This window comes from Cohnella sp. OV330, from assembly GCF_900112065.1.
GTDB lineage: Bacteria > Bacillota > Bacilli > Paenibacillales > Paenibacillaceae > Cohnella.
Map to the genome: position 1 here is coordinate 40,317 of NZ_FOKE01000020.1, position 23,996 is coordinate 64,312.

General features: G+C 61.1%; 18 protein-coding genes. 14 read left to right on the forward strand and 4 right to left on the reverse strand.

Annotation, left to right across the window (positions count from 1 at the left end; genetic code table 11):
• Nucleotides 1–18: 18 nt before the first annotated feature.
• The 3 genes from BM235_RS30675 to BM235_RS30685 all read right to left on the reverse strand — a co-directional run bounded on the left by BM235_RS30675 (nucleotide 19) and on the right by BM235_RS30685 (nucleotide 4,356).
• A complete protein-coding gene (locus tag BM235_RS30675; protein WP_090118069.1) occupies nucleotides 19–495 on the reverse strand; it encodes a copper amine oxidase N-terminal domain-containing protein in 477 nt (158 codons plus the stop codon).
• 117 nt (nucleotides 496–612) lie between these two features.
• Nucleotides 613–3,900, reverse strand: coding sequence for a DEAD/DEAH box helicase (locus BM235_RS30680; protein WP_090118070.1), 3,288 nt, complete (start codon nucleotides 3,898–3,900; stop codon nucleotides 613–615).
• 153 nt (nucleotides 3,901–4,053) lie between these two features.
• Nucleotides 4,054–4,356: a hypothetical protein gene (locus tag BM235_RS30685; RefSeq protein ID WP_090118071.1), complete on the reverse strand. Its 303-nt coding sequence runs from the start codon at nucleotides 4,354–4,356 to the stop codon at nucleotides 4,054–4,056.
• 236 nt (nucleotides 4,357–4,592) lie between these two features.
• Here BM235_RS30685 and BM235_RS30690 point away from each other — a divergent pair, with 236 nt between their 5' ends.
• The 8 genes from BM235_RS30690 (at nucleotide 4,593) to BM235_RS30725 (ending at nucleotide 14,324) form a co-directional block, all read left to right on the forward strand.
• Complete coding sequence (locus BM235_RS30690) at nucleotides 4,593–6,455, forward strand: LTA synthase family protein (RefSeq protein ID WP_090118097.1); 1,863 nt, start codon at nucleotides 4,593–4,595, stop codon at nucleotides 6,453–6,455.
• Between the two features lie 22 nt (nucleotides 6,456–6,477).
• On the forward strand, nucleotides 6,478–7,149 hold the full coding sequence (locus BM235_RS30695) for a phosphatase PAP2 family protein (protein ID WP_090118072.1): 672 nt from the start codon (nucleotides 6,478–6,480) through the stop codon (nucleotides 7,147–7,149).
• Between the two features lie 180 nt (nucleotides 7,150–7,329).
• Nucleotides 7,330–8,202: a helix-turn-helix domain-containing protein gene (locus BM235_RS30700; RefSeq protein ID WP_255374679.1), complete on the forward strand. Its 873-nt coding sequence runs from the start codon at nucleotides 7,330–7,332 to the stop codon at nucleotides 8,200–8,202.
• Nucleotides 8,203–8,413: 211 nt separating this feature from the next.
• Nucleotides 8,414–9,277, forward strand: coding sequence for an ABC transporter permease (locus BM235_RS30705; protein ID WP_255374681.1), 864 nt, complete (start codon nucleotides 8,414–8,416; stop codon nucleotides 9,275–9,277).
• 16 nt (nucleotides 9,278–9,293) lie between these two features.
• On the forward strand, nucleotides 9,294–10,190 hold the full coding sequence (locus BM235_RS30710) for a carbohydrate ABC transporter permease (protein WP_090118074.1): 897 nt from the start codon (nucleotides 9,294–9,296) through the stop codon (nucleotides 10,188–10,190).
• Nucleotides 10,191–10,294: 104 nt separating this feature from the next.
• The gene (locus BM235_RS30715; RefSeq protein ID WP_090118099.1) at nucleotides 10,295–11,959 is read left to right on the forward strand and encodes an extracellular solute-binding protein; all 1,665 of its coding nucleotides are present in this window, start codon (nucleotides 10,295–10,297) and stop codon (nucleotides 11,957–11,959) included.
• 86 nt (nucleotides 11,960–12,045) lie between these two features.
• Nucleotides 12,046–13,038: an N-acetylglucosamine kinase gene (locus BM235_RS30720; protein WP_090118075.1), complete on the forward strand. Its 993-nt coding sequence runs from the start codon at nucleotides 12,046–12,048 to the stop codon at nucleotides 13,036–13,038.
• The gene (locus BM235_RS30725; RefSeq protein WP_090118076.1) at nucleotides 13,035–14,324 is read left to right on the forward strand and encodes a 6-phospho-beta-glucosidase; all 1,290 of its coding nucleotides are present in this window, start codon (nucleotides 13,035–13,037) and stop codon (nucleotides 14,322–14,324) included. The genes BM235_RS30720 and BM235_RS30725 overlap by 4 nt, the downstream gene beginning before the upstream one ends.
• 66 nt (nucleotides 14,325–14,390) lie before the next feature.
• Here the strand turns inward: BM235_RS30725 and BM235_RS30730 are convergent, their stop codons facing one another.
• Nucleotides 14,391–15,026: a TetR/AcrR family transcriptional regulator gene (locus BM235_RS30730; protein WP_090118077.1), complete on the reverse strand. Its 636-nt coding sequence runs from the start codon at nucleotides 15,024–15,026 to the stop codon at nucleotides 14,391–14,393.
• A 224-nt stretch (nucleotides 15,027–15,250) separates the two neighbouring features.
• Here BM235_RS30730 and BM235_RS30735 point away from each other — a divergent pair, with 224 nt between their 5' ends.
• From BM235_RS30735 to BM235_RS30760, 6 genes are all read left to right on the forward strand, one after another.
• On the forward strand, nucleotides 15,251–16,741 hold the full coding sequence (locus BM235_RS30735) for a DHA2 family efflux MFS transporter permease subunit (RefSeq protein ID WP_090118078.1): 1,491 nt from the start codon (nucleotides 15,251–15,253) through the stop codon (nucleotides 16,739–16,741).
• A 458-nt stretch (nucleotides 16,742–17,199) separates the two neighbouring features.
• Nucleotides 17,200–18,246 carry a LacI family DNA-binding transcriptional regulator gene (locus tag BM235_RS30740; RefSeq protein ID WP_090118079.1) on the forward strand — a complete coding sequence of 349 codons (1,047 nt, stop codon included), beginning with the start codon at nucleotides 17,200–17,202 and terminating at the stop codon, nucleotides 18,244–18,246.
• A 49-nt stretch (nucleotides 18,247–18,295) separates the two neighbouring features.
• Entirely contained in the window at nucleotides 18,296–18,751 is a 456-nt protein-coding gene (locus tag BM235_RS30745) for a VOC family protein (RefSeq protein WP_090118100.1), read from the forward strand.
• The gene (locus BM235_RS30750) at nucleotides 18,748–19,455 is read left to right on the forward strand and encodes an SDR family NAD(P)-dependent oxidoreductase (protein WP_090118080.1); all 708 of its coding nucleotides are present in this window, start codon (nucleotides 18,748–18,750) and stop codon (nucleotides 19,453–19,455) included. Before BM235_RS30745 ends, BM235_RS30750 begins: the two co-directional genes overlap by 4 nt.
• A gap of 367 nt (nucleotides 19,456–19,822) precedes the next feature.
• On the forward strand, nucleotides 19,823–22,996 hold the full coding sequence (locus tag BM235_RS30755; RefSeq protein ID WP_090118081.1) for an efflux RND transporter permease subunit: 3,174 nt from the start codon (nucleotides 19,823–19,825) through the stop codon (nucleotides 22,994–22,996).
• Nucleotides 22,997–23,033: 37 nt separating this feature from the next.
• On the forward strand, nucleotides 23,034–23,909 hold the full coding sequence (locus BM235_RS30760; RefSeq protein ID WP_090118082.1) for a TetR/AcrR family transcriptional regulator: 876 nt from the start codon (nucleotides 23,034–23,036) through the stop codon (nucleotides 23,907–23,909).
• Nucleotides 23,910–23,996 lie beyond the last annotated feature (87 nt).

Here is a 23,996-nt window from a genome sequence, read left to right on the forward strand (position 1 = left end):
TTTAATAGGATTCATCTTTTACATCGTCATCTGCACGATCTTCTTTTGGTTGTCGTACGAGACGACCTTCCAGCCCAGCAGCGTGCCGATGTCGCGGAGCGGGACGACGACGCGTCCGCTCTTGACCGTCAGCTTGGCGGCGAGCGTCTTTTCTTCGCCGTTGAACACGTACTTGTCGGAGCCGATCGTGAACGTGTACGTATCCTTGTTGTTGCTCTTCTTCATGTAGATCGTCTTCTTGCCGTCGTAGTTGATGCGCGCGCCGGACTTCTCGGCGATGACCGCGAACGGCACGAACGTGACGCCGTTCTGGATGTATGGCGTCGTGTCGAGCGTCTCGACGCTGTCGTCGATCCCGACGTTGTAGTTGCCGACCTGGAACCACAGCTTCGTGGGCATCGCCGTTTCCTCCGCATATGCGGCGGCACCCGTAGCGGACATCGCGATGGCGGCGCCGAGCATAAGCGCGGCTGTTTTCTTCATGGACTTTTTCATGAGAGATCACTCCTTAGTAGGATGATATGTAATACGCCAGAGTTAATGGCGAATATTTCATGAATTTTATACCCCGAAGTTTGAATTTGCAATCAATACGGGACAACAAATATTGGATTAAATGTTTAGCAGCTCGCGAATCTCGTCTTCGGTCATGGCGGAGAGGCTCTCTTCGCCCGGCTGGATGACCTCGGCGATGAGGTCGCGCTTGCGCTGCTGCAGCTCGACCATCTTTTCTTCGATGGTCCCCTCCGCGACGAGTTTGATGACCTGCACGACGTTTTTTTGCCCGATCCGGTGCGCCCGGTCCGCCGCTTGCTGCTCGACTGCCGGGTTCCACCACAGGTCGTACAGGATGACCGTATCGGCGCCGGTCAGGTTCAGGCCCGTGCCGCCCGCGCGCAGCGAGATCAGGAAGATATCGTGCTCGCCCTCGTTGAACCGGGTGCACAGCTCGACGCGTTCCGCCGCCGGCGTCTGGCCGTCCAGGTAGAAGTAGGGCAGGCCGCGCAGCGACAGCTCGTCGCGGATGATCGCGAGCATGGACGTGAACTGGGAAAACAGCAGAATTCGCTTGCCCGCGTCCAGCGCGTCCCCGACGATCTCAAGCAGTTGGTCCAGCTTGCCGGAACTGCCTTCATAGCCTTCGACGAACAGCGCCGGATGGCAGCACAGCTGCCGAAGCCGCGTGAGACCGGCCAGAATGCGCATGCGGCTCTTCTGAAAGCCGTCATGCTCAAGCTGCTGCAGCGTCTCGGTTTGGAGTCTGGACAAATAAGCGACGTACAGCTTCTTCTGATCGTCGGTCAGCTCCGAATGCTGCAGCGTCTCGATCTTGTCCGGCAGCTCCTTCAGCACGTCCCGCTTCATCCGGCGCAGCAGGAAGGGCCGCACGCGCTTCGCGACGAGTTCGCGGGAGAGGGAGGCGAATTCCCGCCGGCTGCCGAACAGCTCGGGAAAGACGGCGTCGTACAGCGACCACAGCTCGTCGAGCGAGTTTTCGATCGGCGTGCCGGTCAGCGCGAAGCGAATGCCCGCCTGGATGCGTCCCACGGCCTGCGCGGTCTGGGTCGCATGGTTCTTGATCGCCTGCGCTTCGTCGAGGAAAAGGCAGTAGAACTTCAGCTCCCCGTACAGCTCCATGTCGCGGCGCAGCAGCGGATAGGAGGTGATCACGACGTCGGCGTCCTCCATGCCGGAGAGCGTGTCGGCACGCTCCTGCTTGTCGCCGGCAGCCATGCGGACGCGAAGACCTGGCGCGAAGCGGGAGAGCTCGTGCTTCCAGTTGAAGATGAGCGAGGCCGGAGACACGATCAGCGCGGGACGCCCGGAGGCGCGGATCTCCTCTACGACGGACGCGATGAAGGCGATCCCCTGGAGCGTCTTCCCGAGGCCCATATCGTCCGCGAGCACGCCGCCGAACCGGTAGTGCGCGAGCGTGCGCATCCACTGGTAGCCGAATTTCTGATAGTCGCGGAGCGTCGCCGTCAGGCTGTCCGGAATCGGGAAATCGAGATTGTCCGGATTGCGCATGTTGTCGAGCAGCTCGCGCAGCGCCCGCGTGAGCCTGACGCTGCCGCCGCGAACGTCGGCGTCCATGAGCGGCAGGCCTCGCACGGCTGCGAGATCGAGCCGCGAGCCCTTGATCTCGGATTTGCGGATGCCCATCTCGTCCATGAGCCGGGAGATCTCGGCATAGCCGGCGTCCTCAAGCGATAGCAGGCCGCCGCCGGACAGGCGGTAATAAGGCTTCTTTTCGACGAGGTTGCGCAGGATGTCGCGGATCTCGTCGTCGTCGATGCCCTCGACGTCGAAGCGCACCTCGAGCCAGGAGGCATGCGCGTCATAGTCGATCGTCATGCGCGGCGCAGGCGGCAGGTCCTGGATGAGCCGCCGCATCGGCGCCGTCGCGTTGACCTGGACGAGCCGCTCGAGCTCGGGCAGCAGCCGGTACTGGAATCGGTAGATGTGGTCTTCTTCCTCCAGATACAGCTCGCTGCCGTTGTACTTGAACGAAGCGCGCTCGATCAAGGCCATGATCCGGTGCTCGGCGTCGACGTCGCGTACGAGGATGGCGTCATTGTCGATGGCGTCGCGCCGCAGCGGGCTGTCCGCCTGCAGGGCGTTGATCTCCTTGTCGCCGTACCGGTAAGTGAGTCGCGCGAGCAGCCTGCCGTTCAGCCAGTCGAGGTCAAGCCGCGCCGCGAGAGGCGGGCTGACGATGCGGTCCGCGATCGGCTGCGCGATGTCGACCCGCCCGATCCGCTTGAGGGAAGGGACGACGCGATCCAGGAAAGATTCCATCTGGGCGGGCGCGATCAACGCTTGCTTGGCCGGCTTGTAGGCGAACATGCGCTTGAGCTCTTCAAGACGCCGGATCGCGGCATCGCCCGTGCGGTGGAGCGTGCCGTCCGCGAGCACGAAACCGTAGTTTTCCAGGATGACGAGCTTCTCGAGGCCGCGGATGTCGAGCCGATAGCCTTCGAGGTCCTCGGCGCTGTCCAGCTCGAAGACGAGGGGCAGCGGCTCCTCGGTCACGACGACGGCGTCGGCGGTCCGCATGCCGTACTCGAAGCGGACGCTCGCGCGCGCGAACAGCGGCAGCAGGTCCTCCCAGGCGAGCGGCGGCAGGATGAGCAGCCGGTCCATCGCGAAGGCCGTGCCGCCGGGAGCCGCGCGGAAGGCGTCGCGATAGGCGGCCTCGCTGCGCGCGATGACGATGAGCTTGTCGACGATCGCGCGGTCCTCGGGCTTGAAGACGTGGACGGCGGGATCGTAGACGAAGTGCTTGGCGAAAACGTACGATTGCCCAAGCTCGATCCGTTCGAGGAACTCCTTGAGCTTGGGTACGACGTACAGCCGCTTCGGGCCGACCTTCATCTCGATCGCGAGCAGCGGGGAGCGGGTGTTTTCCGTCACGGCCTTGCAGATGAACTCGACGTCGAGCGGGACGATCTCGCCGGCCTCGGTCCCGGTATCTTCGATCGCGTCGGCCGCTCCGACAGGGCCGTCGAACAGCGATATCAGTCCTTTGGTGAAAAGCAGGTCGCGAGTCGGGATCAACGCTTCCCGCTTGAACGAAGGCGTCGCGGGAAAAGGACGCTCCTCCGGCTCGGGGGCACGCTCTTCGTGGAGATGGATCAACGCGGCGGCGATATGCTCGCAGTAATATTGCGAATGCGCGGCCGAGCAATCGCAGCGGGCGTCGACGATGCCGGAGTCGCCCAGGTCGATGCGCACGCTCCGGCGCCCTTCGGCGCCCCATACGTACGCTTCGTACCGGCGTTCGTCCTTCTGCTCGTCGGCGGCCATCGCCTTGCCCGCTTTATCCAGTTTCATGCCGCGCTCGTACGCGGTTTGCCCGCACAGCAGCTTGATCTGCTGGAGGGACGGATGATAAATCATTTGTAAGCTTCCTCCCCGCGGCAGCGCGCGCGAATGGTAATATTTCATTATACCACAGCCCTGCGCGCTTTTAGACGGCCGGCCGCGTTCGGACAAACGCAAAAAGCCCTTCGCGCCCGGCACGGGCGAAGGGCCGCTGCGGCCGCATTGGCGTCAGGCCTTTTCCCTGAGGCCCACGATATGAACGAGCTGCGGCGTCGAGACGACCTTGATGACATGATGCGCCTTGTCGTACTCGACGCTGCCGGAGCCCGCGCTCGCAGATTTTTCCGCGCCCAGTACATAGAAGAGGTCGTCGGCCAGCGTGCGGATGCACACATCCTTCTCGGCCTGGGTCAAGTCCGCCCACTCCTGCGCCTCCATCTCGAACGTATCGTAGCAGTCCGGGATGGTCGCCAGCGCCTCGGAGAGCTCATCCAGAATCTCGTCGTAGGGTCTTGTATACCGAATGGCCACGTTCGCTCACTTCCTTTCGTATGTCCACATTATAGCTTATTTTTCCCAAGCGCGAAGCGTGCGGCAGGCCCGATTCCGGCGGCGGCTGGCAATTGCATGCATCGCTTTATTTGAAGGCGGCAAAGGACTATAATGATGAAGTTGATTTTGGTTGGTCCGGTTAACTTGCAGTTTACATGAATCGGCATCTTAGGCGAGCTTTTTTACATTTAAATAGAGGGACGGTCTTGTATTATATGATGGCATGGCAGCGGGTACGGTTTTGGCTTACGAAGCCGTTTGTGCTTTTTTCCCTCCTGATGATTCTGAAAATGTACCTGGCGGGGTACGTCATCTTCGAGGGCTGGCGGCTGTGGCTGCCGCTCGCGACGGGGCTGCCGTCCGTGTGGGTCGTCTTCTGCCTGATCGAGCTGCTCGCGCCTAGGCGCAAGCTCGGCTTGTATTTGACGGCGAACGGCGTTTTGACGTCGGTCTATTTTGCCGTGATTATGTATTATAAATATTTCGGCGTCATCGTCACCTATCACGCGCTTCAGCAGGTCAACCAGGTGACGGAGGTCAAGGGGAGCGTCTTCTCGCTGCTCCATCCGTATTTTCTGCTCATCTATACGGACTTCGTCGCGCTGCTGCTCCTGCTGTGCCTGAGCAAGTCGTTCCGGGCCTGGGGGCGCGGGCTTAAGGTGCGCGAGCGGCGCAGCGTGCTGTCCGTCATCGGGGTGCTGGCGCTGGCCGCGTGCATCTTCACCGTCTGGCCGTACCGGCACAGCATGAACGAGGTCGTGCAGGCGGAGAAAATGGGCATCATCAACTACGAAGTCTATGCCGCGTTCGCGCCTTCCAAAGACCAGCGCGTCGACGTCTCGGGCATGACGCAAGCGCAGATCGACCAGCTTAAAGGCTATACGCCGCCGTCCGGCACGCCGCTCTATTGGGGAAAGGCGAGCGGGAAAAACGTGCTGGTCGTCCAAATGGAGGCGCTGCAGAACTTCTTGATCGGCAAGTCCGTGGACGGCCAGGTCATCACGCCGAACCTGAACGCGCTGGTCGGCGATAGCCTTTACTTCGACCGATTCTATCAGCAGGTCGGTCAGGGCAACACTGCGGACGCCGAGTTCGTCGTGAATACCTCGATGTTCGTGCCGAGCCACGGCGCGGCTTCGCAGGAATACGCGGGCAAGGAGCTGCCGAGCATGCCGCGCTTGTTCGGCGCGAACGGGTACGATACCGCCACGTTCCATACGAACGACGCCGTGTTCTGGAACCGCACCGAGCTGTATCCGGCGCTCGGCTGGCAGGCGTATTACGATAAAAAGCTGTTCGGCGACGAAGACACGGTCATGTTCGGCGCCTCGGACGAAGTGCTGTACGCCAAGTCCGCCGCAAAGCTGGCCGAGATGACTGCGAGCGGCAAGCCGTTCTACGCGCAGCTGATCTCCATGTCCGGCCATCATCCGTACAAGATTCCGTCGCGCAAGTACAAGATGGAGCTGCCGGACCGCTTCAAAGGCACGCTCGTCGGCGACTACATCCGCGCGCAGAACTACGCGGACTACGCGCTCGGCGTGCTGATCGCCGATCTGAAGGCGCGCGGGCTTTGGGACGACACCACGGTCGTGCTGTACGGCGACCATCAAGGTCTGCCGATCTACTCGCTGACGGCCGGCGAGAAGAAGCTCATGAAGGAGCTGCTCGGCCGCGATTACGAGCTGACCGACATGCTTAATATTCCGCTGCTCGTCAAGCTGCCTGCAGGGGCGGCGGAGCACCGCACGATCGGCACGCTGGGCGGGCAATCCGATATTTTCCCGATGATCGCGAATCTCGCGGGCCTGTCGATGGCCGATCATCTTCATTTTGGCCAAGATCTGCTCAATTCAACCGGGAATATGCTGCCGGAACGCTATTATTTGCCGACTGGCTCCTATATCGACGACAGCGGCATGTTTATCTCCGGCACGGGCTTCGAGGACGGGCGCACGCTCGGCTTCAAGGACGGGGGAGAGACGCCGGGCGGCGACAGCCGCGCGAACTACGACAATGCGATGAAGCTGCTCAGCATGTCCGACGGGTACGTGCGATCCCTGCCGGACCGCAAGTAGCCGTCGCGAGGAGGGGATCTGCATGAAAACAAATTGGATGGCGTACTTCAAGCGCTTCGCGCCGCTGCTCGCCATGCTCGTATTCCCGGTGCTCGGCATGATCTACGCGGCCGTGAACCGGGGGGGCGGACGCGTCTGGCATCTGGCGACGCCGTTGGACCAGGCCGTTCCGTTCGTCAAATGGTTCGCCCTTCCTTATTCCGTTTGGATCGTGTATATCTACGTGTGCGTGCTGTTCTTTTTCGTCAAAGACGTTAGGACGTTTTACCGCGCCATCGCGACATATACGATCTGCGCGCTCGTCTGCTACTTCGTCTATAGCGTCTTCCAGACGACCGTGCCGCGGCCGGAGCTCGTCGGACACGACCCGCTGACCCGGCTTGTCGCCTTTATTTATCATCGGGATCAGCCGTTCAACTGCTTTCCGAGCATCCACTGCTTCTCGAGCTACATGGTGTTCCGGATCCTCGCGAGCAGCAGCTTCAAGACGCGCCGCAGCCTGACGCTGGTCGGCATCGGCTCGGGGCTGATCATCCTGTCGACGCAGTTCATCAAGCAGCACGTCCTGCTTGACGTCGTCGCCGCGATCGCGCTCGTCGAGCTGGCGCTGCCCGCGGTCATGCTGGCCGAGCGCTGGATGGCCGGCAAGGCGTCGGTCGCCGGACGCTCCAAAGGAACGATGTACAGCTCTTAAGCAGGAAATAAAGAAGCAAACGCGAATCCAAAGGGATTGGCGTTTTTTTTAACTTCATTTAGATAACGCTTACATTTGAAGGGCGGGTCAAATTAAGATAGTTATTTGACAGAAAACATAACATAAAATTATCATTATACTCATATCGAGGCAGGAGAAGACCAGGAAGGGGGAGGAAATGTGACATTAATTCAATCGTATAGCATTCCGCGGGAGAAGACGAATTTGGACCGACGGTTTCCGATTTTTATCGAGGATACGGTAGGGGTGGACTCGGGATATCAGCGCATGCATTGGCACGACGCGCTGGAGATCAATATGATCAAGTCCGGCACCGGTTACTACATCATCAACGGCGAGCGGTTCGAATTCCGGCAAGGCGATATCCTGCTCATCAACTCGAACGATCTCCACTGCGCCTACGAGACCCGCGATCTGGTTCTTCAAGTCGTGTCCTTCGACGGTGCCTGGCTGACGGGCACGCTTCGGTATGACCCCGAGATTCTGGCTCCCTTCAAAGAGATGGGCGTCAGCTTCTCGAACTTGCTCGACCGCGCTCATCCCCGTATTGGCAAGCTCCGCTCGCTGCTCCTGGAGATGCAGGCGGAGCATATCGGCGCGCAGCGCTCGCATACTTCGCTTGTGTACGCCTGCCTCCATCAGTTCCTTGCTTACGTAAACCGCGACTTCCGCGCTCCCCGCCAAGGCGGGAATGCGGCGCTCGGCGCGGGCAAGCTGGAGAAGATCCGCCGCGTCATCCATGCGATGGAGAGCGATCTGGCCCATCCCTGGACCCTTCAAGAGATGGCCGACCGCGTATATCTCAGCCCGTCCCGCTTCTGCGACGTTTTCCGCCGGACGGTCGGCGTGCCTCCGCAGGTATATCTCATTCAGCTGCGGCTCGAGCAGGCCGTCCATCTGCTCGAATCTACCGATCGCAAAATCCTTGATATTGCCATGGAATGCGGGTTTCGTACGCTCTCCAATTTCAACCGCTTGTTCATCCGCCAATACGGCAGCTCCCCTCGGACCGTCCGCCGCAAGATGTCCTGATCCCCTTCTCATTTGCAAAACAGTAAGATAGAGTCAGTATTCGGTCGATTTAGCGCAGAGGCGCCGCCCCCCGGCAGGTAAGATAAAGGAAATTACCGACGGGGGGCGATAATGGCATATGGCGCTTACCGACATCCGCAAGGCGCGACAGGATGGGGAACTCAAGCCGTCCGGGCCGACACGGTTTCTCCGGCAGTGGGACATTCAACTGATGGTATTGCCGGGCCTGATTTTTTTGCTGGTATTCAGCTACATCCCCATGTATGGCGTGCTCATGGCCTTTCAAGACTACAGCTTGTTCAAAGGCTTCTTCGGGAGCCCGTGGGTCGGCTTCAAGCACTTTGAGATGTTCTTTGGGGCTCCCGAATTCTGGACGGTCATCCGCAATACAGTCGTCATCAGCATGCTGAAGCTGCTGATCGGATTCCCGGCGCCGATCCTGCTGGCGCTCATGCTGAACGAGATCCGCGGACGCGTCTTCAAGCGGACGATTCAGACGATCAGCTATCTGCCTCACTTCCTTTCCTGGGTCATCGTCTCCGGTCTAGTCGCATCCCTGCTGTCGACGGAGAACGGCAGCCTCAATATGCTTCTCCAGCGGCTCGACCTCATCGGCGAGCCGATCAACTTCCTGTCCTTGCCCGAATACTTCTGGTCGATCCTCGTCGTCACCGACGTGTGGAAGGAGATCGGCTTCTCCTCGATCGTCTATCTGGCGGCGATCGCCGGCGTCGATCCGCATCTGCACGAGGCAGCCGCGGTGGACGGCGCGAGCCGGCTGCGCCAGATGTTCTCGATCACGCTGCCGGCGATTCTGCCGGTCATCGTCGTCTTCCTCATTCTCGCCATCGGCAATCTGCTGAACGCGGGCTTCGAAAATATTCTGCTGCTCGCCTCGAATCCCGTCCTGCGGGATGTCAGCGACGTCCTGGACACCTACGTCTACCGGATCGGCATCCAGAATTCTCGCTACTCCTACGCGACTGCGGCTGGTCTGTTCAAGGCGTTGATCAGCGTCGGGCTGCTCGTGGCGGCCAATCAACTGGCTCGACGGTCGGGGAACAGCTTATGGTAGGGCGAGGAGGTACGTCATGCTTAAACTAACCGCAGGGGACCGTGCGCTGCTTGCCGTCATTTACGCGCTGCTGGCCGCACTGGGCTTCGCCGCCTTCTATCCGTTTTGGAATGCGGCGGTTATCTCCTTTAACGAAGGCATCGACACGGTGAAGGGCGGGGTGACGTTCTGGCCGCGCGAATTCACGCTCGCGAATTACCGGATCGTGTTCGAAGACGCCCGCCTGGTCAACGCCTTTCTGATCTCTATTCTGCGGACTGCGGTCGGTACCTTCTGCGGCATGCTGGCAACGGCGATTTTCGCATACGGCATGACGAGGCGCGAGCTGATCGGCCGGAAGTACTACATGGTGTTCTGCATCGTCACGATGTATTTCAGCGGCGGTCTGATTCCTTCGTTTCTGCTTATTCGGGAGCTCGGCATGTTCAACTCGTTTTGGGTCATGGTGGTGCCGGGACTGATCAGCGTGTGGGACATGATTATCTTCCGGACCTTCTTCCTCGGGCTGCCGCCCGGGCTGGAGGAGTCAGCCAAGGTCGACGGCAGCTCGAACTGGGGCGTGCTGTTCCGCATCGTGCTGCCCCTGTCCGGTCCCGTCATCGCGACGCTGTCGCTGTTCACGGCCGTTTACCATTGGAACGACTGGTTCACGCCGAGCATCTATATCAGCAATGCGGACTTGCTGCCGATCCAGACCAAGCTGCAGCAGATCCTGAATTCGAACATCATGAGCGAGCAGATGTCGCAGTTGAATTCGGCCGCCCAGGGACGGCTGAACAAGATGCGGACGGTCACCACCAAGTCGCTCTCGATGGCGACGATGATGGTGGCGACGCTCCCGATTCTGTGCGTGTACCCGTTCGTGCAGAAGTACTTCGTCAAGGGCGTGCTGGTCGGCTCGCTGAAGGAATAGCGCGCCGCTTCGAGAGGGTTGACGGCGCCAAGGCGCCTGGACCGCGATCCCGCCTCCCGGCGGGTGCCGCATAGATCAAATGTTCGAAGGGAGAGGGAAAAATGATGAGTCTCAACAAACGAGCTTCGCTCGTATGGTCCGGCTTGCTGGCCGCCGCGCTGATCGCATCGGGGTGCTCTTCCGGCAACGGGGAGACGTCGTCTCCGTCCGGCAGTGTTTCCGAGGGAGGGACGGCTTCCGCGAAAGCGGCGGGCGGCGCCTACAATCTGGGCGAGAAGCCTTTGTCGTTTTCCTTTTACGGTCACTACGATTGGTACACGATGCCGAATTGGGGCGAAGACGAAGCTTCCAAGTGGATCAAGGCGAATAAAAAGGTCGACGTGGTGCCCGTCAGTTCGGGAGGCAACGCGGCGCAGAAGCTGAGCACCATGATCGTCTCGGGCGAATTGCCGGACGTCATTTGGATGGAGCGGGGAGCCGACGTGGAGAAGCTGCGCGAGGCCGGGATGCTCGTCGCGTTCGACGATTACTTCGAGAAGTACCCGAATCTCAAAAAATGGGCGGGCGAGTCGACGCTTGAGATGCTCCGTTCTCCGGACGGCAAGATCTATCAGTTCCCGAACTGGTATACGACGCAGCCGAACGGCAACGCGGGTTACCTGGTCAACAAGAAAATTTACAACGACCTGGGCGCGCCCAAGCTGGAGACGACGGAGGATCTCTACAGTTATCTGAAGCTCGTCAAGGAAAAGTACCCGAATGTCATCCCGTTCGAAGGCGGCCAGAAGGCCGAGGCGATAACCGTGCTGTCCTCGGCGTTCGCGGAGAACCATCCGTACGACTTCAGCAGCGTGGCCATGCTGGCCTCGCCCAAGGGCGACAAGCTGGCGTCGGTGTTTGAAGACGAAGCGTTCAGGGAGGGCGTCGCGTTCGGCTCCAGGCTGTACCGCGAGAAACTGATGAGCGCGGACACCTTCACGCAGCCGCTCGATCAGGTCGAGCAGAATATCGTTACCGGCAAGGTGGCGGTGTACGCCGCGTCGAGTCCGACCGAATTCGGCGCCATCGGCAACTCCCTGCTGAAGGCGGAAGATCCGGATGCCGGGTACATCATGATCTGGCCCGTGCACAAGGAAGGTCTGGACAAGAACAAAATTTTCACGGGCTCCTACAACCAGCTCGGCTGGAACGTGAGCGTCATCACCAAGAAGGCCAAGGACCCGGAAGCGATCTTCGCCTTCCTCGATTGGATGACGGGGCCCGAAGGCCAGCGCGTCATCATGTGGGGTCCGCCCGGGCTTTACTGGGACGGCACGGACGAGGAGGAGAAGCCTAAGTTCACCGACAAGTTCACGAGCGATACGAAGGGCCGCGACAAGCTGATGAACGACACGGTCAATCTCCAATGGGTAGGCAACACCGTGTACGTGGACAACGCGAAGATGAAGTTCGAGTCGACGCTGCCCGAGGATCTCAAGAGCTGGGAGACCAAGTGGCAGTCCGAGATCACATGGAAGACGCAGTTCAATACGACCGCATACGTCAATCTCGATCCTGCCGGCGATTCCCCGGAAGGCATCGTGGCGCAGAGCGTGAAGGAGATTTACGAAAAGGCCTTCGCGCAGGCGATTCTGAACGGAAAAAGCGACGAAGACGTATATGCGATCCTGGACAAGGCGAATGCAGACGCAAAGTCTGTGGGCTACGACAAGCTGCTCGCGTTCAAAACGAAAAAGTGGCAGGAAAACCAGAGCAAGCTGCAAAAATAACGCGGTTAAATTGAGAGGCGACGGAATCGGCGCCGCGATCCGCTCGCGGAAGCCGGGGACCGACCGCCGTCAGGGGAGAGAAAAGCTTGAAGTACTTTTTAGGCGTCGACGGCGGCGGCAGCAAGACGCTCGCCGTCGTCAGCGACGAGCGGGGCCGGATCGTCGGCCGCGGCTACGGCGGATGCGGCAATCATCAGCTGGGCCCGGAGCCGGCCCAGGCGAATATACGCGCAGCCGTAGACGAAGCGCTGGCCCGCGCGAACCTATCGCGCGGCGAGGTGGCGTATGCCGTCTACGGGCTCGCGGGCGCCGACAGGGAAGCGGACTTCCGCATTCTGCGTCCGTTGATGGCCGATCTGGGACTCAATGCGCACGATATCGTATGCGATACGGTCATCGGCCTTCGCGCGGGCACCCGGCAGCCGGACGGCATTGTGCTCGTATGCGGCAGCGGTACGAACTGCTACGGGATCAACAAGCAGGGAGCGTCGTTCCAATGCGGGGGCTTCGGCTATGCCTATGGCGATTTCGGCGGCGGCGGCGAGCTGGCCGTCGAGGCGTTCCGCGCGGCGATCCGGGCCTGGGAGGGCAGGGGGGAGCCGACGCTGCTCGCGGAAGCGGTGCCGGCCGCGCTCGGCTACGCCTCCGTCGAAGCGATGTTCCACGATTTTCTCGATCGCGACGCGCGCATCCCGCGCGATCTTGTCAAAGTGCTGTTCGAGGTCGCGGATCGCGACGAGACGGCGCGGGCCATTCTGCGGCACCAAGGCGTCGAGCTCGGCTTGTCTGCCGAGACGACGATCCGCCGGCTCGGCATGGAGGAGGACCGCTTCGATGTCGTGCTGGTCGGCAGCGTGCTGACACGCGGGGACAGCCGCTATGTGGTGCCCTATATCGAAACTGCCGCCCTGGCGGCGGCGCCGGGGTGCAGCCTGCGCGTGCTCACGATCGAGCCGGCGGGCGGCGCGCTCCTGCTGGCTATGGATCGGGCCGGGTTCGGGATCGGGCCGGAGGTATACGATAATCTGGCGCAGGCATTGCCCGTTCAGGCGGTCGGACAAGGAGGGGTGGAGGAATGAAGGTGGCGGTGATCGGCGGAGGCTCGTCCTATACGCCGGAGTTAATTGAAGGATTCATCGACAATTACGAGCGGTTGCCGGTCCGGGAGATCGTCCTGGTCGACGTTCCGGAAGGGCAGTGGAAGCTGGACATCGTCGGGTGCCTGGCCCGGCGGATGGTGGCGCGTTCGGGGCTGCCGATCCAAGTCCGGTTGACCCTGGACCGGCGCGCGGCGCTCGACGGCGCGGACTTCGTATCCACGCAGATGCGGGTCGGACTGCTGGAGGCCCGCGCATGGGACGAGACGATACCGCTCCGTTACGGGATGATCGGGCAGGAGACGACTGGGCCCGGCGGCATGATGAAGGCGCTGCGGACGATTCCCGTGCTGCTCGATATCGCGCGCGACATGGAGGCGCTGTGCCCGGATGCCTGGCTGCTCAATTTCACCAACCCGGCCGGGATGGTGACCGAAGCGATCTTGAAGCATTCCCGTATCCGCTCGGTCGGTCTGTGCAATTCCCCGATCGGCGCCTACAAGTGGCTGTCCGGCCTCTACGGCGTGCCCGCGGATCGGATTCATTGCGAATTCGTAGGGCTCAACCATCTGCACTGGATCAGCGACATCGAGGTTGACGGCGTCCCGAAGCTGTCCGAGCTGCTTGGCGACCGCGATGGCTATTCCGCCAAAAACGTGCCGCAATTCAATTGGAACGCGTCATTGCTTCGCTCGCTCGGGGCGATTCCCTCGTATTATCTAAAGTATTTTTATCTTCACCGGGAGCTGCTGGCCGAGCAGCAGGCTGCCGCCGCCAAGGGGGAGACGCGGGCAGAGACGGTCAAGCGGCTGGAGAGCGAGTTGTTCGAGATTTACCGCGACGAGCGTCTGGCGGAGAAGCCGAAGCAGCTCGAGCAGCGCGGGGGCGCCTATTATTCCGAGGCGGCGGTCAAGCTCATGGTCTCCCTGCACAACGACGCCAGGGACGTGCAGACGTTGAACGTACGCAATGACGGCATCCTCGACTTCCTGCCGGACGACGCCTGCATCGAGGTCAACTGCGTCGTCGGCGCCGAGGGGCCTGTGCCCGTGCCGCTCAGGACCGTGCCTCATGCGGTCGTCGGCCTGATCCACGCGGTGAAAACCTACGAGCGGCTCGCGATCGAGGCGGCGGTCGAAGGCGACAAGGGCAAGGCGCTGCTCGCCCTGGCCCATCATCCGCTCGTGCCGTCCGCGAACGACGCGGAACGCATGCTCGACGAGATGATCGAGCGGAACCGGGCGTACCTGCCTTTGTTTTTTCGCTGAACGGATAAATGAAAAGCGGACGGCGCGGATCTCACTGCGCCGTCCGCTTTGCGTTGCGGACCATGCTTATCGGGCGAACAGCCCCTGGTACCGGTCCACGATCTCCTGGACGCCGAGACCGAGCGACTCTCGCATATGAATCACCCCGGCCGGCTGGAGAGAGCAGAGCAAGATATGCGCTTGGGCGGCGCACCTTGCGCGCAGGCCGTCGTCGGTTTCGGCGGCTGCCGGGGATACTGCGGCCGCTTGGCCCGCGCGGCGGGCGCGTTCGGCCTCCTCGTACAGGCCGGCGATCAGGTTCAGCAAATGCCGGTACATCGGCGACCGGAAAAACACGGACTCGTCCTCGCAATCGTGAACCGTATGGATCGGGAGCAAAAGCTGAAATTTATCGTCGATGAACTGAATAATGTATTGAAGGACGCCGCCGATCCTTTCGCAGGCCGGCAGATGTTGGTTCTTCGCAAGAAAATCCTCCAACTGCTTCACCGTATCCATGCCCACTTGCTCGGCGATGGCGGCGCACAGCTCTCCCTTATGGGCGTAACAGCGATAGAGCGTGCCTTGGCCGACCCCGGCCGTCTTGGCGATCTGATGCATGCTGACCGTCTGGACGCCTTGCTCCGCGAACAGCTTCTTCGCGGTCTGCAGGATCAGGCGGCAATTCTCGGCGGCGTCGCTGCGCTTGCGTGGCTTGATCATCGAGGGACGCTCCTTCCAATGATTAGAACTTCGCGTTGACAAACGGACAATTGTCCGGTAACATGGCATTGAAAAGCGGACAATTGTCCGCTTAAAGAAGCCGCGGTCCTTTATAGCCTTGAATGAATCTATTGTACGTTGAAGCCAAGCGGCGGTCAACGGCGCGATAGGTCGAAGAGAGGCGCGGGGGCGAGCGGCTACTCAAGGGAGAGTGGAGCGCTACAATGCAAGCCAATGCTGCATCGCCAGGTCAGCCGACATCCATCCGGGATGTATTCGCGCCGCTGATCGCCATCATCGTCGGCATATTCATGGTCATCCTGGACGGGACGGCCGTGAACGTCGCCCTGCCCCAACTGATGGTCGAGTTCAAACAGAACAGCCTGTCGCTCGTCCAATGGACGGTCACCGGCTACGCGCTGGCTCAAGCCGCCGTCATCCCGCTCGCGGGCTGGCTGTCCGACCGCTTCGGCGCCAAGCGGGTGTTCCTGATCGCGATCGGATTGTTCACGATCGGATCGATCTTGTGCGCGCTGTCCAATTCGGTCGAGATGCTCATCGCTTTCCGCATCCTTCAAGGTCTTGGCGGCGGCGTCGTAAGCCCGATCGCCATGGCGTTTATCTACAGACTGTCGCCTCCGGGCAAAGTCGGGCAGGTCATGGGCATGCTCGGCATCCCGATTCTGCTCGCTCCTGCGCTCGGCCCGGTCATCGCCGGCTGGCTCGTCGAATACGCGAGCTGGGAATGGATCTTCCTGCTGAACCTGCCGATCGGCATTATCGGCATCCTGCTCGGCATCCGCACGCTGCCGAAGATGGAGCGCCAATCCGTCGCTTCGCTTGACATGCTCGGCATCATCCTGGCGCCGATCGCCTTCGCCGCGCTCGTCTACGGCGTGTCCGAGGGCGGCAAGACGGTCGCCACGGGCAACAACTGGACGGCGTCCACGACGCTGACCGGCATCGGCATCGGCGTCGTCGCGCTCATCCTGTTCATCATCGTCGAGCTTAGGCGCCGCGATCCGCTGCTCGAGCTGCGGGTATTCCGCTCCAGCACGTTCACCCGCGGCATCATCGTCCAGTGGGTATCGCAAATCGCTCTGTTCGGCACGATGTTCCTCGTCCCGATCTTCCTGCAGCAGGCTAAGGGATACTCGCCGTTCGAGACCGGTCTGATCATGATTCCCCAGGCGCTCGCCTCGGCGATCATGATGCCGATCGGCGGCAAGCTGAGCGACAAGTTCGGCGCCCGCCCGCTCGTGCTCGCCGGCATGATCGTCACGACGGCATCCGCCTTCCTGCTGTCCGGCATCTCCGCCGACGCCGGCGTGAGCGCGATTATCCTGCCGCTGGCTTTGCTCGGCGCAGGAATGGGATTGTTCATGATGCCGCTCAACACGTACCTGATCCAATCCGCTCCGCAAAATCTCGTCGGCCGCGTGACCTCGCTCACGAACGCCGCTCAGCAGGTCATGATGTCGTTCGCGGTAGCGGGTCTCACGACGCTGTCCGCATCGCGAATGAAGGATATCATGGTCGACAAGCAGTTGCAGGCACCCGATCTGCACACGTACGCGGATGCGTTCGGTTTTACGTTCCTCGTGCTGACGGGCGTCGCCGTCGTGGGACTCGTGCTCGGCGTACTGCTTTCCAAGCCGAAAAACCCGCTGCCCGAAGGGGAAGCCGGCGCCGAGATGCACATGATCGTCGGCTAATGCAAGTCTGTCCGCGTTCGCGCGCGGACAGATTCCGGCACAATTGGACGACCCCCGCAGGGTACCTGCGGGGGTCTGATTTTTAATGCGATGCTATTGAACTAGCCATACAAGCGAAACCGCGCAATTTTTCCTGTAAATCACATGCACGAAAGCAACGAAAGCCCTGCCTCTCAGTCGTTCTTGCGGCTCCAATGACCGCGCCAGTCTTGAATTCGTGTCCTTCCAGCAGCCTTGGTAAAAAGGAATGATGTGGGGGAACGGGAGGGGGTCGACCCCTATTGAGAGGAAAAATAAGAGGGTTAACACTTGTCTAATATATTATAATACATGAAGGCAATATATATTGTCAATGTCGAATGCCAGGCCGGGGATTGACCGCGAATCGCAGATTCGTTAGAATAACATTGTAAACACGTGTTTACAGCCCGGATTCGCATTCAAAAGGGTGGCTATACATGAAGAAAACAGAAATCAACTCGGTCGAGATCGCAAGGCTCGCCGGCGTGTCCCGGAGCACGGTCAGCCGCGTCATCAACAATTACGCCAACGTGCCGCCCGAGACGCGCAGGAAGGTCATGGAAGTGATCGACGCCTATAACTACGTGCCGAACCTGTCGGCGCAGGTGCTTGCCGGCAAGGGCACGAGGACGATCGGCCTGTTCGTCATCGAAGCCGGCCGCGTTTCCGGCGATATGCTCACGAACCTGCTGCTGGCGAGCGTCGTCGAGCATGCGTCCGCGCGCGGTTACTACGTGCTGACCTATATTATCCGCAACACGTCGGACGCGGACAACGTGCGGGGCGTCAAGGACGCTTTTTACCAGCGGCGGGTGGACGGGGGCATCTTCATCGGCGCGGCCAACGAGGAGCCCCTCATCGAGGAGCTGATCGGGGAAGGCTTCGCGATCGGCGTCGTGGACCAGCACTTGCCGGACAGGAACGAAGGCAACCGGATCGTCGCCAACTTCGACAATGCCTATGGCATGAGTCTGGCGGTGGGCTATCTCAGCGAGCTCGGACATCGCGACATCGGCATCGTGAACGGCGACATGAACCGCTACTCCGGCGTCGACAAGTACAACGGCTTCCTGGACGCGATGCGCGAGCACGGCTTGGCGGTGCACGAGCCTTGGGTGCGGCCGGGATCCTTCCATGAAGAGGCAGGCTACCAGTCGGCGCGCAAGCTGCTGGAAGAAGAGAAGCGGCTGCCCACGGCGATGATCATGGCCAACGACAGCGTGGCGTTCGGCGCGATCCGCGCCTTTCAGGAGGCGGGCCTGTCGGTGCCGGCGGATATGTCGGTCATCGGCTTCGACGACCACGCGCTGAGCGCCAGGTACAAGCCGGCCTTGACGACGGTGGCGATCGATTTCGGCGAGATGATGAGCAGCCTGACGGACTACGTGATCGGCCATATCGAAGGCGCCGAAGGCACGGCGATTCGTTATATGTCTAGATCCAAGCTTATTCGGCGGGAGTCCTGCCGTCCGATCGGCCAATAAGCGACAGCAATTAAGCGGCAGAAAACAAGCGACAGAGGAGCGAATGAACGTGGAGAAAAACTTGCTGGGCAACAAAACGATTACGCAAATCGGTCTGGTCGTCCGCGACATCGAGAAAACCTCGCAAGCGTACGCCGGCTTCTTCGGCGTCGACAAGCCCGCCTGGTTCTGGACGGATGCGCCAGAGGTCGCGCGCACCGAATACGGCGGACAGCCTTCGCAGGCGCGGGCGAAGCTGGCGTTTTTCGACATGGGCTCGCTTCAGCTCGAGCTCATCGAACCCGACGAACACCCGAGCACCTGGCGCGAGTCGCTCGAGCGCGACGGCGAGGGCTTCCACCATATCGCCTTCGTCATCGAAGGCATGCAGCAAAAAATCGAGCTGCTCGGCCGCCACGGCCACAAGCTGCTGCAGAAGGGCGAGTATACGGGCGGGCGATACGCCTATATGGATACGTCGTCCGAGCTGAAGCTGCTGGTCGAGCTGTTGGAGAACGACCGATGAACCTGCTCATCACAGGAGCTGCGCGCGGCCTCGGATACGAGCTCGCCAAGCTCGCGGCGGCCCGCGGCCATGCGGTGGCGGCCTGCGTGCGCGACGCCGGCCGCGCGGGAGAAGGGCTTGCGCAGCTCGCGGACCGCTACCCGGGCTTGGTGCGCATCGAGGCGCTCGACGTAGCGGACGAGTCGCAGGCGCGCGCGCTCGCCGCGAAGCTGCGGGACGAAGGCTTCGTCCTGGATGCGCTCGTGAACAACGCGGGCATCCTGCTCGGCCGAAGCGGCGGCATCGCCTCGCTGGAGATGGACGATCTGAAGCGTACGTTCGAGGTGAATCTTTACGGTCCTTTGATCGTGGCCAAGCATCTGACGCCGCTCATGCGGGAGAGCATGTCGGGCGCGGAGCTCGTCGTGCACGTCGCCTCCGACGCAGGCAGCTTCGCGGGGGCGTACGGCGGCGATTATCCGTACGCGCTGTCCAAGATCGCGCTGTCGATGTTCACGAAGCAGTTGAACGAAGAGCTGAAGCCGCGAGGTATCCGAGCGCTCGCCGTTCACCCCGGCTGGATGCGCACGGACATGGGCGGGCAGTCGGCGCCGCTGTCGCCGGCGGAGAGCGCGCTAGGCATCATCGACCTCATCGAGGGTACGACCGAAGTGCCGGCCGAGACTTGGTTCGTCGATTATACGGGCAGGGCAATGCCGGTTTGACCGTCGACAATGACATATCGCATAAGTGAGGACGCGCTTTTCCGGCATCGGCAGCCGGCGGAGCGCGTCTTTTTGTCCAGCGGGCAAGGCAAGGTCGCATCTTTACCCCATAACTCTAAATCTGAAACGGCATAGCCGAAGGCGGCGTATACAAAGGTGGCGGCCATCGACTTGAACGATCGTTCGAATGGATTTGAACGCGAACTGCTTCACTTTTGGGGAAAGTAAGAATAACGTTGCTCGCTCGCGTGAATTGACATTTGAACGCTCGTTCGATAGGATGGCAACAGAAGCGCGCGGATGCAGCGTTGCGGGAATGAGGGCATGCGGTGTCTGAGCGGATAAAGAGATCAAAGGAGCGGAGTGCATGAGGAGCATCATCGGATTTTCGTTGAAAAACAAATTCGCCGTCTGGATGATTACCATTATCGTCCTCGTGGCCGGTTTGTATTCGGGTCTGAACATGAAGCAGGAAAGTCTGCCTAACTTGTCGTTTCCGTATTTGAGCGTCACGACGGTCATGCCGGGCGCTGCCCCGCAGGGCGTCATCGAGCAAGTGACGGAGCCGCTGGAGCAGCGCCTGCAGAGCGTCGAAAACGTTAAGAACGTGACGTCGACGTCGATGTCGAACGTATCCAACATCAATCTGGAATTCGACTTCGGCCAAAATATGGACAAGGCGATGAGCGACGTCCGCGAAGCGATCGCGGCGACGAAGCTGCCCGAAGGCGCGCAGACGCCTACGATTTCCAAGTTCTCGATCAATACGTTCCCGGTCATGTCGCTTAGCGCGTCGGGCGAAGGCAGCCTGGAAGACTTGACCAAGACGGTGAGCGACGTCGTGCAACCTGCGCTCGAGGATATCGCGGGCGTGGCTTCCGTGCAGATCTCGGGCCAATCGGTCAAAGAGGTCAAGCTGGCTTTCGATCAAGCCAAGCTCGCGCAATACGGCATGACCGAAGCGTCGGTCGAGCAAATGATCCAAGCGTCCGCCGTCGAAGTGCCGCTCGGCATTTTCACGATGGGCAAGTCGGAAAAGTCGATCCTCGTGGACGGAGGCGTCGTCACGCTGGACGACCTGAAGAACCTCGCGATCCCGGCGGTGCCCGCTTCGGCGGGCGCAGGCGCAATGGGCGCAGGCCAAGCCGGTCAAGGCGGCGGAGCTCCGGGCGGCACGGGTGCGAACGGTGCAGCTGGCACCGGTAACGCGGCCGGCGGCGCAGCGACGGGCATTCCGACCGTCAAGCTGAGCGAGCTGGCTACCGTAGAGCTCGTATCCCAATCCGAATCGGTGTCCCGCACCAACGGCAAGGACTCCATCGGCATCCAGATCGTCAAGTCGAACGACGCCAACACGGTCGATGTCGTCAACGCCGTCAAGGACAAGGCCGAAGAACTGAAGGCCGACCATCCGGAATTGTCGCTGACGACGCTGCTCGACCAGGGCAAGCCGATCGAAAAGTCGGTCGAGACGATGCTGAGCAAGGCGCTGTTCGGCGCGCTTTTCGCGGTCATCATCATCCTGCTTTTCCTGCGCAACATCCGCACCACGCTGATCTCCATTCTGTCGATCCCGCTGTCGCTCATCATCGGCGTGCTGCTGCTCAAGCAGTTCGACATCACGCTTAACATCATGACGCTGGGCGCGATGACGGTCGCGATCGGCCGGGTCGTGGACGACTCGATCGTCGTCATAGAAAATATATACCGGCGCATGTCGCTTACGGGCGAAAAACTGAGAGGCAAGGAACTCGTGCTGGAAGCGACGCGCGAGATGTTCATGCCGATTATGTCGTCGACGATCGTCACGATCGCCGTCTTCCTGCCGCTCGGAACCGTCAGCGGAATGGTCGGTCAGCTGTTCCTGCCTTTCGCGCTCACGATCGTGTTCGCCCTGCTCGCCTCGCTGCTCGTGGCGATCACCGTCGTGCCGATGCTGGCGCACACCTTGTTCAAGAACGGCGTGAAGCCGGGCAAAGGGCATGACCACGAGGACAAGCCGGGCAAGATGGCGCTGGGCTACCGCCGGATTCTGTCCGCCGCGCTCCGTCACAAGGTGATCACGGTCGTCATCTCGGTCGTCATCCTCGTCGCGAGCCTGTTCCTGATCCCGGTCATCGGCGCGAGCTTCCTCCCCGAAGAGGAAGAGAAGTATACGATGATCACTTACTCGCCGGAACCGGGCGCACTGCTGTCCGACGTCGAGGCGCGCGCGCTTAAGGTCGAAGAGGCGCTGCTCAAGGATTCGGACATCACGAATATGCAGTACTCGATCGGAGGCAGCAACCCGCTGTCGCCGGGCCCTTCCAAGGGCGGACTGTTCTACCTGCAGTTCAAGAACGAGACGAAGCACTTCGCCGACAAAAAAGAAAAGCTCGTGACCGACCTGCAGAAGCTCGTACCGGAGGGCACTTGGTCCGAGATGGACTTCTCCGGCGGCGTCGGCGGCAGCACGTTCAGCATGAGCATCTACGGCGACGACCTGACGGCTGTCGGTACGGCTGCGAATCAAGTCGCCGAGCTGATGAACAAGGACAGCAACTTCAAGAAGGTCGATACGAGCTTGTCCAAGACGTACGAGCAGTATACGTTGGCGGCGAATCAGCAGAAGCTGAGCCAATACGGCCTGACGGCCGGCCAAGTCGCGATGGCGCTCATGCCGCAGCAGCAATCCCAGGCGCTCGCCCGGATCCAGGAGGACGGCAAGAAGTACGACGTCTTCGTGGAAAAGGAAACGGCGACCTACGGCGGCATCGAGGATATCGGCAACGTCAAGCTGCAATCCCCGCTCGGCACTCAGGTGCCGATCAAGGACGTCGTCGACGTCCAGGAAGGCACGGCGCCGAATTCGATCGCGCGGGAGAACGGGCGTCTGGTCGCGACGGTAAGCGCCGAGATCACGGCGTCCAACGTCGCCAAAGCTTCGTCCGACCTGCAAGACAAGGTCGACGAGCTGAAGCTGCCTGAAGGCGTCGATATTAGCTACGGCGGCGTCACGGAGCAGATCAACGAGACATTCACGCAGCTCGGCCTGGCCATGGCCGCGGCGATCGCGATCGTTTACCTGGTGCTCGTGCTTACGTTCGGCGGCGGTCTGGCGCCGTTCGCGATCATGTTCTCGCTGCCGTTCGCCATCATCGGCGGCCTGGTCGCGCTGTGGCTGACCGGCGAGACGCTCAGCGTATCCGCGCTCATGGGCGCGCTCATGCTGATCGGCATCGTCGTCACCAATGCGATCGTCCTGATCGACCGGGTCATTCACAAGGAGCAAGAAGGCCTCTCCACGCGGGAAGCCATCCTGGAGGCGGCGGGCACGCGTCTGCGACCGATCCTCATGACGGCGCTAGCCACGATCGGCGCGCTGCTGCCGCTGGCGTTCGGCTTCGAGAGCGCGGGCATCATTTCCAAGGGACTCGGCGTCACCGTCATCGGCGGTCTGGTCAGCTCCACGCTGCTCACGCTGCTGATCGTGCCGATCGCCTACGAGACGCTGATGAAGCTGCGCGCGAAGCTGAGCCGCAAGTCCAAGCCGAGCGTTTAAGGTTGAAGCAAGCTTCTTCCGCAAGGGAGGGTTCGATATGAGCGCACGCAAGCATCAGATTATCGAGGCGGCCATGCGCTGCTTTGCGCGGAAGGGATTCCACGCGACGTCCATCCAGGAGATCGTCGACGAGCTCGGGATGGCGAAGGGGTCGATTTACTTTTACTTCAAGGGCAAGGAAGAGCTGCTGCTGGCCGTCATCTGGCACTTCGTCGAGCGGATGATGGCAGAGCTCGCCGTGCTGCCGGATGAGCGGCAGCTCGGCCCGCGCGAGCAGTTCAGACTGCAGCTCGTCCGGCACTTCGATTACTTCCAGAACAATTGGGAGTTCCTCATGATGCTGATGCAGGAGCCGCAGGTCAATATCGGGCAGGAGCAGAAGTCCAAGCTGCTTCACGAGCTGCGCAATCGGCTGCTGATGTGGAAGCGTCAGTATATCGTGGCGATCTACGGCGAAGCCGTCGCCGCATACGGCCAAGACGGCGCGCACCTGCTCAGCGGCATGCTGAACGAGGTCATGCACACCTGTCTGCTGGATAAGCGGAAAATGAAAGGCGAGCGGGTCGGGGACTATCTGCTGGAACGGCTCGACGACGTGATGGCCGGGTTTGTCGGAAGAGGCTCCGCGCCGCTCATGGACGACGAGGAGACGAAGCGCGGTCTGGACGGCGAGTACGGCGCCGCGCTGCTCGAATTCGTCCGTACCGTCGAACAAAGCGGTCCGGAGGAGCTCGAGCCCGAACGCCGATCCGATCTTCTCGAGGCGGCGGGCAGATTGATCGAAGAGATCGGCCAGCCGATCCCCGATCGCATCCTCGCGCGCAGCCTGTACGCGTACCTCAAGGCGCTTTGCCTGCCGGCATGGCGCGCCCGTCTTGAGGCGGCGGGCGCCATGCTCAAGCTCGAACCATAAAAAAGCGGCCTGCCGTCATCGTCATCCCTTCGGATGGCGAGGCGCGTCAGGCCGCTTTTCGTTGCGGGCTCAGGCTCGCGGGTTTCG